The sequence below is a fragment of the Paraburkholderia sp. EG286B genome, from assembly GCF_040965655.1.
GTDB lineage: Bacteria > Pseudomonadota > Gammaproteobacteria > Burkholderiales > Burkholderiaceae > Paraburkholderia.
This window is the reverse complement of the sequence record NZ_JBFRCF010000002.1, coordinates 256,848-271,165: the sequence shown is the minus strand read 5'-3', so window position 1 is coordinate 271,165 and position 14,318 is coordinate 256,848. Positions and strand designations below refer to the sequence as shown.

Genomic DNA, 14,318 nt, shown 5'->3' with positions numbered 1-14,318 from the left:
CAGGCGGTACAGCGTAACGGGCATCGGCACGCGTGTTGCAGTGCATTTGGGTTCGTCTTGCAGGACCTGGGCGTCAATGCAACGGAGGCGGCGTTCGCCGTTCGGCCAGGACGCTGGCGAGGCCCGTTCGGCGGCGCACGAAGATGGCCGCTCGGCCGATGCGACAGGTGCCGCTTCCTGAGATAATCTGACGTCCGAAATCATTTTCAACAGCGAGTTGCCCAAGGCATGGTCCGTACTCCCGCCCGTCCTCCCGAAGAAGCCACCGCTGCGCAGCGCGCGGTGTGGTTGCGCGCCGAACTCGAGCGTGCGAATCACGCCTACTACGTGCTCGACCAGCCGGAGCTGCCCGACGCGGAATACGACAAGATGTTCGGCGAACTTCAGAGAATCGAGGCCGAGCACCCCGACCTCATCACACCCGATTCGCCCACTCAGCGCGTGGGTGGCGAAGTCGCCGGGGGCTTCGAGCCCGTGGTCCACGACGTGCCGATGCTGTCGCTCAACAACGGCTTTGCCGATGAGGACATCGTCGCGTTCGACAAGCGCGTGGCCGACGCGCTCGGCAAGATCGAGGGCGCCGGCGTCGTCGAGGTCGAATACGCCGCCGAACTCAAGTTCGACGGCCTCGCCATCTCGCTGCGCTACGTCGACGGCGTGTTCGTCCAGGCGTCCACGCGCGGCGACGGCGCGACCGGCGAGAACGTCACGGAGAACGTGCGCACGATCCGCTCGCTGCCGTTGCGCCTGAAGGGCAAGCGGGTGCCGAAGGTGCTCGACGTGCGCGGCGAGGTGCTGATGTTCCGCCGCGACTTCGAACGCATGAACCAGCGTCAGCGCGACGCCGGCCACAAGGAATTCGCGAACCCGCGCAACGCGGCGGCGGGCAGCCTGCGCCAGCTCGATCCGAAAATCACGGCGCAGCGGCCGCTGTCGTTTTTCGCCTACGGCATTGGCGTGCTTGAGGGCGAGCCGATGCCGGCCACCCATAGCGACCTGCTCGACTGGTACGCGGAAATGGGCCTGCCGGTCAATGCCGAGCGTGCGGTCGTGAAGGGCGCGCAAGGCCTGCTGGAATTTTTCCGCGCCGTAGGCGAGAAGCGCGACGGCCTGCCGTACGACATCGACGGCGTGGTCTACAAGGTGAACCGCCGCGACGAGCAGGACGCGCTCGGCTTCGTTTCGCGTGCGCCACGCTTTGCGCTCGCGCACAAGTTCCCGGCCCAGGAGGCGCTCACGAAGCTGCTGGCCATCGACGTTCAGGTCGGCCGCACGGGCGCGATTACGCCGGTGGCGCGGCTCGAGCCGGTGTTCGTCGGCGGCGCGACCGTGACCAACGCCACGCTGCACAACGAAGACGAGGTGCGGCGCAAGGACATCCGCATCGGCGACACGGTGATCGTGCGACGCGCCGGCGACGTGATTCCCGAGGTGGTCAGCGCGCTCATGGACCGCCGTCCGGCCGACGCCCACGAATTCGTGATGCCGACCGAATGCCCGGTCTGCGGATCGCGCATCGAGCGGCTGCCCGACGAGGCGATCGCACGCTGCACGGGCGGCCTGTTCTGTCCGGCCCAGCGCAAGCAGGCGCTCTGGCACTTCGCCCAGCGCCGCGCGCTCGATATCGACGGCTTGGGCGAGAAGATCATCGACCAGCTGGTCGACCAGAGCCTCGTGCGCACGCCCGCCGATCTGTTCAATCTCGGCTTCGGCACGCTCGCGCAGCTCGAGCGCATGGCGGACAAGTCGGCGCAGAACCTGCTCGACTCGCTCGAGAAGGCCAAGGCCACATCGCTTGCGCGCTTCATTTACGCGCTCGGCATCCGGCACGTGGGCGAATCGACGGCCAAGGATCTTGCGAAGCACTTTGGCTCGCTCGATCCGATCATGAGCGCGTCGGTCGAAGAATTGCTCGAAGTGAACGATGTGGGCCCTATCGTCGCGCTCGCGATCCACGAGTTTTTTGCGGAAGAGCATAACCGCACAGTGATCGAGCAACTGCGCGCGCCGGGCAAAGTAACATGGGCGGAAGGCCCGCCCGCGCCGAAGGCGCCGGTGGGCGTGCTGGCCGGCAAGACGGTGGTGCTCACCGGCACGCTGCCCACGCTCTCGCGCGACGAGGCGAAGGAGATGCTGGAAGCAGCCGGTGCGAAGGTGGCCGGCTCGGTGTCGAAGAAGACTGACTATGTGGTGGCGGGCGCCGACGCGGGCAGCAAGCTCGCAAAAGCCGAGGAACTCGGCGTGCCGGTGCTCGACGAAGAAGGAATGCGCAAGCTCCTGGAGGGGCAAACGACATGATTCGCGAAATTCTCAGAATGGGCGATCCGCGCCTGCTTGCCATAGCGAGGCCAGTCGATCACTTCGACACGCCCGAGTTGCACGAACTCATCGCCGATATGTTCGACACCATGCACGCGGCCAACGGCGCCGGACTCGCCGCCCCGCAGATCGGCGTCGACCTGCAGGTGGTGATCTTCGGTTTCGAGCAGAACGAGCGCTATCCCGAGGCGCCGGCCGTGCCGCAAACGGTGCTCATCAACCCGGTCATCCATCCGCTGTCGCACGACATGGAAGAGGGCTGGGAGGGCTGTCTGTCGGTGCCGGGCATGCGCGGCGCCGTGAGCCGCTTTTCGATGATCCGCTATGACGGCTTCGATCAGTACGGCACGCCCATCGAGCGGGTGGCCGAGGGCTTTCACGCACGGGTCGTCCAGCACGAATGCGATCACCTGATCGGCAAGCTGTACCCCATGCGCATTACCGACTTCTCGAAGTTCGGCTTCACCGATGTCCTGTTTCCGGAACTCGACCCGAACAGCGACGACTGAAGATCGAAGCATCAAGAAAAACGGGAGCCGGATGGCTCCCGTTTTTCATTCAGTGCGGCGTTTGACGCCGATGTGGCGTTAGAACGCTTCGTCGGCGGCCAGATAGCGCCATTGGCCCTGCGGCAGCGCGCCGAGCAGCACGCGGCCCATGCGCACGCGCTTGAGGCCAACGACCTTGAGGCCGACCAGTTCGCACATGCGGCGGATCTGGCGCTTCTTGCCTTCGCGCAGCACGAAACGCAACTGCTCGCCGTTTTGCCAGCTCACCTGCGCGGGCTTGAGCGGCACGTCGTCGAGCGACAGGCCGTGGCGCAACTGTGCGAGCGACTCGGGCGGGAAGTGCTGGTCGATTTCGGTCTCGATGTCGTCGTAGGTGACGCGCACGAGGTATTCCTTGTCGATGTCCGAGCTCTCGCCGATCAACTGCTTGGCCACGCGACCGTCCTGGGTCAGCACGAGCAGGCCGGTCGAGTCGATGTCGAGCCGGCCGGCGGGCGCGAGCGTGCGCAGATGCTTCGCCGAGAAGCGGATACCCGAGTGGTCGCCGTCCCAATGATTCTCGCCGGTGATGAGCGTGGCGGCGGGCTCATAGCCGTCCTCGGCCTGGCCCGACACGTAGCCCACGGGCTTGTGCAGCAGGATCGTCACCTGGCGCGCCTGCGCGGCGAGCGCGGCCGGATCGATTTCGATGCGCTGATTCGGCGTGACCTTGGCGCCGAGCGTGTCGACGACTTCGCCATCCACATACACCCAGCCCTTTTCGATCCATTCGTCGGCTTCGCGGCGCGAGCACAGGCCCAGTTCGGACATGCGCTTGGACAGGCGCAGGGTGTTGTCGCCATCGACTTCTTCGCGCGGCGCGCGGCGTGGTGCGGAGTCGGCGTCATCGGTGCGGCGTGGGGCTTTCCCGGCCGATTTGACCGGGCTGGCGGTCTTGCGGCCGCCGCCGCCTTCGCGGTCATCGCGCGAGGTGGCTTTCACCGGGCGCGCGAAACGGCGCTCCGTGCCCTCGTCACGGGTGCGTGCGGGGCGCCGCTCGTCGCTGTCCGTGCGGCGGGCGAAGCGTCCCTCGCTGCCTTCGCTGCGGCTGCGCGGCGGACGGCGATCATCGCCTTCGGTGCGCCGTTCGAAGCGACGTTCGCCACCTTCCTCGCGGCTGCGCGGCGGGCGGCGGTCATCGCCTTCGGGGCGGCGCGTGAAGGGGCGTGCACCGCCTTCGTCGCGGCTGCGCGGAGGGCGGCGGTTATCACCCTCGGGGCGGCGCGCGAAGGAGCGTGCACCGCGTTCCTCGCGGCTGCGGGGCGAGCGGCGGTCGTCGCCTTCGGGGCGGCGCGTGAAGGGGCGTGCACCGCCTTCTTCGCGGCCACGTGCGGGGCGTCGGTCATCGCCTTCGGTGCGTCGTTCGAAGCGGCGTTCGCCACCTTCGTCACGGCTGCGAGGCGGGCGGCGGTCATCGCCCTCGGGGCGGCGCGCGAAAGAGCGTGCGCCGCCTTCTTCGCGGCTGCGGGGCGGGCGGCGGTCATCGCCCTCGGGGCGGCGCGCGAAGGAGCGTGCACCGCCTTCGTCGCGGCTGCGGGGCGGGCGACGGTCATCGCCCTCGGGGCGGCGCGCGAAGGAGCGTGCGCCGCCTTCATCGCGGCCACGTGCGGGGCGGCGATCATCGCCTTCGGTGCGTCGTTCGAAGCGACGCTCGCCACCTTCTTCGCGGCTACGCGGCGGACGACGATCATCACCCTCGGCACGGCGCGCGAAGGAGCGTTCGCCACCTTCTCCACGGCTGCGCGGCGGACGTCGGTCGTCACCCTCGGGGCGGCGTGCGAAGGAGCGTGCGCCACCTTCCTCACGGCCACGCGGCGGGCGTCGGTCATCGCCTTCGGCACGGCGCGCAAAGGGGCGCTCGCCGCCTTCGTCACGGCCACGCGCAAATCCACGCGCCTCATCGCCCGAGCGACGGACCGGGCGGCGCTCGTCACCGAATCCGCCTTCGCGAGCCGGCCGCGCCGGGCGCTCGCCCGGGCGCGTATCGCCGGTGCGAGGCGTGGCGCGCCCGGTAGAGGAGGCGCGCACGGGCTTCCCGGCAGGCGTCTTCGCGGCCGATGCCGGCCGAGCGTCCGTCGCCCGCACCTCCGCCGGGCGCACCGGCTTACGCGCGGTCGTGCTGCCGCGGCGGACGGGGGCGCGTTCCGGAGTGGTCGGGCGCGGATGTTTGGCTGTCAGTTTGGCTCGCATGGATCTGGTATTTCGCTTGGGTCATTCAAACTGCGATCGCGCGCAGCAATTCGGTTTCGACGTGAATCTGCTGGCGGTTGTCGGAGAGTCCCGAACCGTCGAGCAGAAACACGTCTTCCACGCGTTCGCCGAGCGTATTGATCCGCGCCGCATGGACGCCGACATGATGCTCCGCGAGCACGCGCGCGATGGAATAGAGGAGGCCCGGCCGGTCGTTCGCCGACACGGACAGGATGTAGTATTGGCCGCGCTCGTCGGCCCGCAGGTCGACTCGCGGCGTCACCGGGAAGGTGCGCGACAGGCGCGAGAGACGGCCCTTCGACGGCTCGGGCAGGGCATTGCCCGTCGCCTTCAGGCGCGCGGCGAGTTCCTGCTCGACGAGGTTCGCGATATCGCGGTAATGCACGTCGCCCTCGGTGTGGGCGACGATGAAGTTATCGAGCGCGTAGCCGTGACGCGTGGTGCTCACGCGCGCATCGAGCACGGACAGGCCGCTGCGGTCGAAGTATGCGCACATCGTCGCGAACAGGTCGGGGCGGTCCTGCGCATAGACGAGCACCTGCAGCGCCTCGCCGATCGGCGACGGGCGTGCGCGCACGACCGGCTCCGGCGCCTCGACGTGGCGGTAGAGCACGCGCGTTTGCCAGGCGATGTCGGCGGCGTCGTGACGCAGGAAGTAGCCGACGTCGAGCTTGTCCCAGAGCGCGCGGTGCGCGTGCTCCGGCACGGTCTCGAGACGCAGTAGCGCGAGCGCCAGCTCCTGGCGCGTCTTGAGTTCCGAGTGCGCGTCGGGCTTGGCGCCGCCGAGCACGGCGAGCGTCGAGCGGTAGAGGTCTTCGAGCAGCTTGCCTTTCCAGTTGTTCCAGACCTTCGGGCTCGTGCCGCGAATGTCGGCGACCGTCAGCAGGTAGAGCGCCGAAAGACGCCGCTCCGTGCCGACCAGCTCGGCGAAGCGCTTCACGACCTCGGGGTCGGTGATGTCCTGTTTCTGGGCGACCTGGCTCATCGTCAGGTGCTGCTGCACGAGCCAGACGACCAGCTCCGCGTCGTCGCCCGTGATGTCGTGCTCACGGCAAAAGCGCCGCGCGTCGGCCATGCCGAGCTCCGAGTGGTCGCCGCCGCGGCCCTTGGCGATGTCGTGGAACAGCGCCGCGACGTACAGCACCCACGGGCGCTCGAAGTTGGCGATGAGCTGGCTGCAGAACGGATACTCGTGCGCATGCTCGGCCACGGCGAAGCGGCGCATATTGCGCAGCACCATCAGGATGTGCTGATCGACCGTGTAGACGTGATACAGGTCGTGCTGCATCTGCCCGACGATGCGGCGGAAATTCAGCAGATAGCGCCCGAGCACGCTCGTCTGGTTCATGAGCCGCATGGCGTGCGTGATGCCGGCCGGCTGCTTGAGGATCTCCATGAAGAGCCGGCGGTTTTCCGGGTCGCGGCGCCAGCGCTGGTCCATGGTCTCGCGCGCGTTGTAGAGGGCGCGCAGCGTGCGTGCCGACAGGCCCTTCACGCCGGGCACCTGCTCGTAGAGCAGGAACGCTTCGAGAATCGCGTGCGGCTCGCGTTCGAACACGTCGTCGCTGACGATTTCCAGCATTCCCTGCTTCTCGACGAAGTGCTCGGAGAGTGTGCGCGTGATGCCGCTCGTGCTCGGGAACAGCTGCGCCTCGATGTTCTGGATCAGGATCGTGGACAGCTGCGTGACCGCCTTCGCGGCCCAGTAGTAGCGGCGCATGAGCTGCTCGCTCGCCCGCCGCGCGCTGCTGGCCTTGTAGCCGAAGCTTTCGGCCACGGCCGTTTGCAGGTCGAACACGAGGATGTCCTGGCGGCGCCCCGCGATCACATGCAGGCGCGCGCGCAGCGCCTTGAGAAATGCTTCGTTGCGGCGCAGTTCGCGCGCCTCGCGCCCGGTGACGAGGCCGCGCTGGTCCAGCTCCTTCCAGCTGCTGCCGAAGGCGGCGGCCTCGGTGATCCAGAGGATCAGTTGCAGGTCGCGCAGGCCGCCGGGGCTTTCCTTGACGTTGGGTTCGAGCGAATAGGGCGTGTCCTGGAAGCGCGCATGGCGCTGGCGCATTTCGAGCACCTTCGCCTGGAAGAATGCGCGCGGGTCCATGGCGTCGCGATAGCGCTGCGCGAAGTCGCCAAAGAGCGTCGCGCTGCCGGTGATGCGGCGCGCCTCGAGAAGCGACGTGCGCACGGTGACGTCATTGACGGCTTCTTCGAGGCATTGCGTGACGCTGCGCACGCTGCTGCCGATATCGAGTCCGAGGTCCCACGCAAGGCCGATAAAACGCTCGATGCGTTCTTCGAGCGGCGCGAGCGGCTCGTCGTCCGGCAGCAGCACGAGGATGTCGACGTCGGACCAGGGCGCGAGCTCGCCGCGCCCGAAGCCGCCCACCGCCACGAGCGCCAGCGTGGCCGGCAGCTCGCACAGGTTCCAGGCGCTGCGCAAGGTGTCGTCGGTGGTGCGGGCGAGGGCGCGCATCAGCGAGTCGACATTGGTCGCGGTCTTGAAACGCTCGAGCAACTGGGCCTTGGCGGCCTTGTAGTCGGACTTCAGCGACGACGTATCGGGAACGGCGACAGCGGGAACACTCATGGGCTCGGGTCGTGTCTGGCGTGGTTGGGCGGGCGGCTGCTCGTGCGCGCGACAGGCCTCGCGAGGGCGGCTGGCCGCGTTGGTTCGTCGGTTAATGCGTCGGCTGCCTGGCAGGCTGCCTCATCGTGCTGCGGGCGCCGGGCGGCGTCCGCATTGGGTGCATCGCTCGCGTTGAGCGTACTGCCCCGAGGCGCAGGCCGGTTTCTACGAGTGCATCCATTTTGCGCCGGATCGCGCCACGAAGCGCTTTCCGGCACTTTATCCGGCGCTCAGGCCGCCGTGCCCGCCATCTGCGCGACGATGGCCGGCTTCGCGGGCGTGCCCGCCGAGACCGTCAGGACCTCGTAGCCCGTTTCGGTCACGAGTACCGTGTGTTCCCACTGTGCCGAGAGGCTGCGGTCCTTCGTCTTGACGGTCCACTGGTCCGGCATGGTGCGAATGTCGCGGCGGCCGGCATTGATCATCGGCTCGACGGTGAAGATCATGCCGGGCACGAGTTCGATGCCGGTGCCGGGGCGGCCATAGTGCAGGACCTGCGGGTCTTCGTGGAACACCGTGCCGATGCCGTGGCCGCAGTATTCGCGCACCACGCTGTAGCCCTGGCTTTCGGCGTAGCGCTGAATGGCGTGGCCGATGTCGCCCAGATGGCCGCCGGGACGCACCTGGTCGATGCCGAGCCACATGCATTCATAGGTGGTCTGCACGAGGCGCTTCGCGAGGATCGAGCCTTCGCCGACGATGAACATGCGGCTCGTGTCGCCGAAATAGCCTTCCTTGATGACGGTGATGTCGATATTGAGCGCGTCGCCGTTCTTCAGCGCCTTGTCGCCCGGAATACCGTGACAGATCACGTCGTTCACGGATGTGCAGATCGCCTTCGGGTAGGGCGGATAGCCCGGCGGCTGATAGTTCAGCGGCGCGGGCACCGTGCCCTGCACGTTGGTCATGTACTCGTGGCACAGGCGGTCGAGTTCACCCGTCGTCACGCCCGCGGTGACGAACGGCGTGATGTAATCGAGCACCTCGCTCGCCAGCCGGCAGGCGACGCGCATTTGCGCGATGTCTTGTTCGTTCTTGATCGAAATGGCCATGATATGCGCCCGGAAATGCAGTCGAATATTGAATTATCGCACCTAATGCCAGGGGTCGCTGACTTTTGAGAAGGCGGGGTGGGATACGGCGCCCACGCTCGGCGCCGTATTCCGCGGGTAATAGCTGTCTTGAGTAAGGGGCAGGTTGCGTGCTATACTCTTCGGCTAAGTCGCTTCCCATATCCTTCGAATTCGCGTTCGAGGTTCGTGGGAAAGGCTGGATCCGCCGTTGCCGCGGAGCGCCTTGCCAAAGATGGATTCTGGCGGGTGCGCGAAGAACATTCGGAAGCATCTTCTTCAGGCAGCACACTCGCAAGCCGGCGCACCCAGGGTGTCGGGCGCGTCGATCTCCGGAATGGGAGGGCGCACCGATACGGCAGCCGGCTTCAGACCCAAACCCTAGCGGAGAATTTCTCATGGCAGTTACCATGCGCCAGATGCTGGAAGCCGGTGTCCACTTCGGTCACCAAACGCGCTTCTGGAACCCGAAGATGGCCCCCTTCATCTTCGGTCATCGCAACAAGATTCACATCATCAACCTCGAAAAAACGCTGCCGATGTACAACGACGCGCTGAAGTACGTGCGTCAACTGGCAGCGAACCGCGGCACGATCCTGTTCGTCGGCACGAAGCGTCAATCGCGCGACACGATCGCCGAAGAGGCGCAGCGCGCTGGCATGCCGTTCGTGAACGCACGCTGGCTCGGCGGCATGCTGACCAACTTCAAGACGCTGAAGGTTTCGATCAAGCGCCTGAAGGACATGGAAGCAGCCGTGGAAGCGGGCGAGCTCGAGAAAATGAGCAAGAAGGAAGCGCTCCTGTTCGAACGCGAAATCGCCAAGCTGCAAAAGTCGATCGGCGGCGTGAAGGACATGGGCGGCATTCCGGACGCGATCTTCGTGGTCGACGTCGGCTACCACAAGATTGCCGTGACGGAAGCGAACAAGCTGGGCATCCCCGTGATCGCCGTGGTCGATACGAACCACTCGCCGGAAGGCATCGATTACGTGATCCCGGGTAACGACGACGCGAGCAAGGCCGTTGCGCTCTACACGCAAGGCGTGGCTGACGCGATCCTCGAAGGCCGTGCGAACGCGGTCAACGACGTGGTTGTCGCCGCGCGCGGCAACGACGGCGACGACGAGTTCGTCGAGGTCAACTCGGAGGCGTAAGCTGCCCCGTGTCCGGCAAGAAAAGGGGGCTTTCCATAGGCCCCTTTTTTTTAAGCCGCGACTTTCGTTGCCGCGTCATATGAGCGGCACCGTAGCCCTGTAGAAGCAGCTGTAAAAAAGCGTTTCACGGCAGGCTCAGACGGAAACGAATTTCTGCCGGCCGCGTCGAAAGGCGGGCGGCGTGTACCAGACAGACTCAAGGAGCGAATGATGGCGGCAATTACCGCAAGCATGGTGGCAGAACTGCGCGCGAAGACCGATGCGCCGATGATGGAATGCAAGAAGGCGCTGACGGAAGCCGACGGCGACCTGGCGCGCGCCGAAGAACTGCTGCGCGTGAAGCTCGGCAACAAGGCCAGCAAGGCCGCTTCGCGCGTCACGGCTGAAGGCGTGATCTCGTCGTTCATCGGCGGCGGCGCCGGCGCGATCGTCGAGCTGAACTGCGAAACCGACTTCGTTTCGAAGAACGACGATTTCATCGGCTTCTCGAAGAAGATCGCCGAACTCGTCGCCACGCAAAACCCGGCTGACGTCGCCGCCCTGTCGGCGCTGGCGCTGGACGGCTCGACGGTCGACGCAGTGCGCCTCGCGCTGGTCGGCAAGATCGGCGAAAACCTGTCGATCCGCCGTTTCGCGCGTTTCGAAACCGCCAACCAGCTGGCTGCGTACCTGCACGGCACGCGCATCGGCGTGCTGGTCGAGTACACGGGCGCCGACGAACAAGTGGGCAAGGACGTCGCGATGCACATCGCCGCGATGAAGCCGGTCTCGCTGTCGTCGGACGACGTGCCGGCCGACCTGATCGCCAAGGAGCGCAGCATCGCCGAGCAGAAGGCCGCCGAATCGGGCAAGCCGGCTGAGATCGTCGCGAAGATGGTCGAAGGTTCGGTCCAGAAGTACCTGAAGGAAGTCTCGCTGCTGAACCAGCCGTTCGTTAAGAACGACAAGCAGACGATCGAGCAGATGCTCAAGGCTGCTGGCACGACGGTGCAGAAGTTCGCCCTCTTCGTGGTCGGCGAAGGCATCGAGAAGCGCCAGGACGACTTCGCTGCCGAAGTGGCCGCGCAAGTCGCTGCTGCAAAGCAGCAATAAGACGGTTAAGCCTGCCTCGCCGTGCCCAGCACGGCAGGCGGCAATCGCAGTTGTTGCAGTACCGCAGTTAGCACCGCAGTTTGCTGAGTTGTAAGCCGTGGCGGAGCAATCCGCCGTGGCGGGCAGCGTAGCGGCGACGCGCATGGTAGTCCCCCGCCGTGCGCGGCGTCGGAAATCTTCGCTATTTCTGGCGGCGCTTGCCCGAAGCCGTATTTCACCCCTACAGTTTCAAGTTATTGCCCTTTGCGCGCGATCCTGGATACCTCCATGCCCACACCCGCCTATAAACGCGTCCTGCTCAAACTTTCCGGCGAAGCCCTGATGGGCGATGATGCCTTTGGCATCAATCGCGCCACGATCGAACGTATGGTGGCAGACGTGGCCGAGGTGGTGCGTCTGGGCACCCAGCTCGCAGTCGTGATCGGCGGCGGCAACATTTTCCGCGGCGTCGCGGGCGGCGCGGCCGGTATGGACCGTGCAACGGCCGACTACATGGGCATGCTGGCCACGATGATGAACGCGCTCGCGCTGCAGGACGCCATGCGTCACGCGGGCATCGAAGCGCGCGTGCAGTCGGCGCTGCGCATGGACCAGGTCGTCGAGCCGTACATCCGCCCCCGCGCGATTCGCCAGCTCGAAGAAGGCAAGGTCGTGATCTTCGCGGCCGGCACGGGCAACCCGTTCTTCACCACCGACACGGCTGCTGCGCTGCGCGGCTCGGAAGTCGGCGCCGAAGTCGTGCTGAAGGCCACCAAGGTCGACGGCGTCTACTCGGCCGACCCGAAGAAGGACCCGACCGCGACGCGCTACTCGACGATCAGCTTCGATGAGGCAATTGGCCGCAACCTGCAGGTGATGGACGCCACCGCGTTCGCGCTGTGCCGCGACCAGAAGCTGCCGATCCGGGTTTTTTCCATCGTCAAGCCGGGTGCGCTCAAGCGCATCGTTCTGGGCGAAGACGAAGGTACGCTCGTCCACGTGTAAACTCTCGTTTCACGAGAGGTTCGAACACGGGCCGCGCCGCCCATCAGCGCGCTGGCGGGCTCGTTCCGTTATGAAGGTTCGGAGGTATCAAAATGGCTGTGGCTGACATCAAGAAGGGCGCCGAGCAGAAAATGCAGCGCTCGATCGACGCGTTCAAGAGCGATCTGGCGAAAATCCGCACGGGCCGCGCCCATACCGGCTTGCTCGACCACATCCAGGTCGACTACTACGGTTCGCCCGTGCCCATTTCGCAGGTCGCGAACCTCACGCTCGTCGACGCGCGCACGATCGGCGTGCAGGCGTGGGAAAAGAAGATGGTGCCGGTCATCGAAAAGGCGATCCGCGAGTCGGATCTCGGCCTGAACCCGGCCACGCACGGCGACCTGATCCGCGTGCCGATGCCCGCACTGACCGAAGAGCGCCGCAAGGAGCTCACGAAGGTCGTCAAGAACGAAGGTGAAACGGCGAAGGTCGCCGTGCGCAACCTGCGTCGCGACGCCAACGAGCAGCTCAAGAAGCTCGTGAAGGACAAGGAAATTTCCGAAGACGACGAGCGCCGTGGCAGCGACGAAGTCCAGAAGCTGACTGACCGCTTCGTGACCGAGATCGACAAGCTCGTGCAAACGAAGGAAGCCGAGATCATGACGGTCTGAGGCCTCAGGGCTTCCAGATTCGCCTGACTTCCGGCGGTTTCCCTTTTTTATCGCAGTTACAGTCCGACGGCCATGACCTATACCAGCTCAACCGTTCGCGTGCCCGACGTGGCGGCCGTACCGCGCCACATCGCGATCATCATGGACGGCAATGGCCGTTGGGCAACCCAGCGGCGCCTGCCGCGCGTCGCGGGCCATACGCGCGGCGTCGATGCCGTGCGTTCGGTCGTCGAATCGTGCGTGGAGCGCGGCGTCGAATACGTCACGCTCTTCGCCTTCAGTTCCGAGAACTGGCGCCGCCCGAGCGACGAAGTGTCGTTCCTCATGCGCCTGTTCGTCACCGCGCTCGAGCGCGAGGTGGCGCGCCTGCACGCGAACGGCATCCGCCTGCGCGTGGTCGGCGACCTGTCGATGTTCAACGAGCGCATCCAGGACCTGATTCGCCGCGCGGAAACCAAAACCGCGCGCAACACCCGTCTCACCCTCACGATCGCCGCGAACTACGGCGGCCGCTGGGATATCCTGCAGGCCACGCGCAAGCTGGTCGAGGAAGCGGCAGCCACGGGCCAGCCGGTTCCCGTCACCGAAGACACGCTGTCCCAGCATCTGGCCATGGCCTACGCGCCCGAACCGGACCTCTTCATCCGCACGGGCGGCGAGCAGCGCGTGAGCAACTTCCTGCTCTGGCAACTCGCCTACGCCGAGTTCTATTTCACCGACACGTTCTGGCCGGATTTCGACGCCGAAGCGCTCAGCCGCGCCATCGCGTCGTATGCCGAGCGCGAGCGCCGCTTCGGCCGCACGAGCGCGCAGGTCGTCGCCCAGAACGCCGATTCCCTTTCATGCTGAAGACCCGCGTCATTACGGCGCTCGTCCTGCTGGCAGTCTTCCTGCCGATCACGCTGTTCGCGCCCGTGGCGGCGTTCGGCGCGCTGATCGGCGTCGTAGTCGTGTTCGCCGCGTGGGAGTGGGCGCGCCTCCTGAAGGCGGGCGCGGCCGGCTCGATCGTCTACGCCGTGATCGCGGCGGCCGCCGTGGCGCTCAGCACGCGTCTGCCGGCGCCCCGGCCGCTCTTTCAGGCCGCGGGCGTGTTCTGGATCATCGCCGGTCCTTACGTGCTGCTGCGCAAGCCGGTGCTCGCCGCCGGCGCGTGGCGCGCCTTCCTGCTGGCCGCCGGTCTCGTCGTCTTCGCGGCCTGCTGGCACGCCCTCGTGGCCGCGCGCACGGCCGGTGTGGCGTTCGTTTTGTCCCTGTTGCTCGTGGTCTGGCTGGCCGATATCGGCGCATACTTTGCAGGTAAGGCATTCGGAAAGCATAAGCTTGCGCTTTCGATCAGCCCCGGCAAGACCTGGGAGGGCGCCGTGGGCGGCTGGGCCGCTGTGATGGTGGTGTCCGGCGCGGCAATCGCGCTGCACGCGTTCGAACCCACGCTGTATTCCGCGCTCGCCGCCCAGATCGGGCTCGGTCGTGCGCTTTTCGTACTTACGGTGCTGGTCGCGTTCAGCGTGATCGGCGATCTGTTCGAGTCGATGCTGAAGCGCCAGGCCGGCGTGAAGGATTCGAGCGGGCTCCTGCCGGGCCACGGCGGAGTCCTCGACCGCATCGACGCACTGCTGCCCGTGCTGCCGCTTGCCATGCTGCTGCTCGGCTAAAGGCGCCTGGCC

At 66.3% G+C, this 14,318-nt stretch carries 12 protein-coding genes; 8 read left to right on the top strand and 4 right to left on the bottom strand.

Going from position 1 to position 14,318, the window contains the following annotated elements; genetic code table 11:
• Positions 1 to 228 precede the first annotated feature (228 nt).
• Positions 229 to 2,298 (top strand): NAD-dependent DNA ligase LigA, encoded by a 2,070-nt coding sequence (ligA, locus tag AB4Y42_RS04590; protein WP_368686138.1) that lies wholly within the window; start codon positions 229 to 231, stop codon positions 2,296 to 2,298.
• Complete coding sequence (def, locus tag AB4Y42_RS04585) at positions 2,295 to 2,828, top strand: peptide deformylase (protein WP_368693514.1); 534 nt, start codon at positions 2,295 to 2,297, stop codon at positions 2,826 to 2,828. The genes ligA and def overlap by 4 nt, the downstream gene beginning before the upstream one ends.
• Before the next feature lie 78 nt (positions 2,829 to 2,906).
• Here def and AB4Y42_RS04580 read toward each other — a convergent pair whose 3' ends face one another.
• The 4 genes from AB4Y42_RS04580 to map form a co-directional block, all read right to left on the bottom strand.
• Entirely contained in the window at positions 2,907 to 3,809 is a 903-nt protein-coding gene (locus AB4Y42_RS04580) for a pseudouridine synthase (RefSeq protein ID WP_368693513.1), read from the bottom strand.
• Positions 3,806 to 4,801 carry a hypothetical protein gene (locus tag AB4Y42_RS04575; RefSeq protein ID WP_368693512.1) on the bottom strand — a complete coding sequence of 332 codons (996 nt, stop codon included), beginning with the start codon at positions 4,799 to 4,801 and terminating at the stop codon, positions 3,806 to 3,808. Before AB4Y42_RS04575 ends, AB4Y42_RS04580 begins: the two co-directional genes overlap by 4 nt.
• Before the next feature lie 281 nt (positions 4,802 to 5,082).
• Positions 5,083 to 7,662, bottom strand: a complete 2,580-nt coding sequence (locus tag AB4Y42_RS04570) for a [protein-PII] uridylyltransferase (RefSeq protein WP_368693511.1) — start codon at positions 7,660 to 7,662, stop codon at positions 5,083 to 5,085.
• A 269-nt stretch (positions 7,663 to 7,931) separates the two neighbouring features.
• Positions 7,932 to 8,753: a type I methionyl aminopeptidase gene (gene map / locus AB4Y42_RS04565; protein ID WP_069265615.1), complete on the bottom strand. Its 822-nt coding sequence runs from the start codon at positions 8,751 to 8,753 to the stop codon at positions 7,932 to 7,934.
• A 416-nt stretch (positions 8,754 to 9,169) separates the two neighbouring features.
• Between map and rpsB the strand changes: the two genes are divergently transcribed.
• The 6 genes from rpsB (at position 9,170) to AB4Y42_RS04535 (ending at position 14,306) form a co-directional block, all read left to right on the top strand.
• Complete coding sequence (gene rpsB, locus AB4Y42_RS04560; protein ID WP_133181278.1) at positions 9,170 to 9,925, top strand: 30S ribosomal protein S2; 756 nt, start codon at positions 9,170 to 9,172, stop codon at positions 9,923 to 9,925.
• A gap of 210 nt (positions 9,926 to 10,135) precedes the next feature.
• Positions 10,136 to 11,017 (top strand): translation elongation factor Ts, encoded by an 882-nt coding sequence (gene tsf, locus AB4Y42_RS04555; RefSeq protein ID WP_069265617.1) that lies wholly within the window; start codon positions 10,136 to 10,138, stop codon positions 11,015 to 11,017.
• Positions 11,018 to 11,284: 267 nt separating this feature from the next.
• Positions 11,285 to 12,001, top strand: coding sequence for a UMP kinase (gene pyrH / locus AB4Y42_RS04550; RefSeq protein WP_028204061.1), 717 nt, complete (start codon positions 11,285 to 11,287; stop codon positions 11,999 to 12,001).
• 92 nt (positions 12,002 to 12,093) lie between these two features.
• Positions 12,094 to 12,654 (top strand): ribosome recycling factor, encoded by a 561-nt coding sequence (frr, locus tag AB4Y42_RS04545; RefSeq protein ID WP_368686133.1) that lies wholly within the window; start codon positions 12,094 to 12,096, stop codon positions 12,652 to 12,654.
• A gap of 72 nt (positions 12,655 to 12,726) precedes the next feature.
• Positions 12,727 to 13,503: an isoprenyl transferase gene (locus AB4Y42_RS04540; protein ID WP_368686132.1), complete on the top strand. Its 777-nt coding sequence runs from the start codon at positions 12,727 to 12,729 to the stop codon at positions 13,501 to 13,503.
• Entirely contained in the window at positions 13,497 to 14,306 is an 810-nt protein-coding gene (locus AB4Y42_RS04535; protein WP_368693510.1) for a phosphatidate cytidylyltransferase, read from the top strand. Before AB4Y42_RS04540 ends, AB4Y42_RS04535 begins: the two co-directional genes overlap by 7 nt.
• The last annotated feature ends 12 nt before the right edge of the window (positions 14,307 to 14,318 follow it).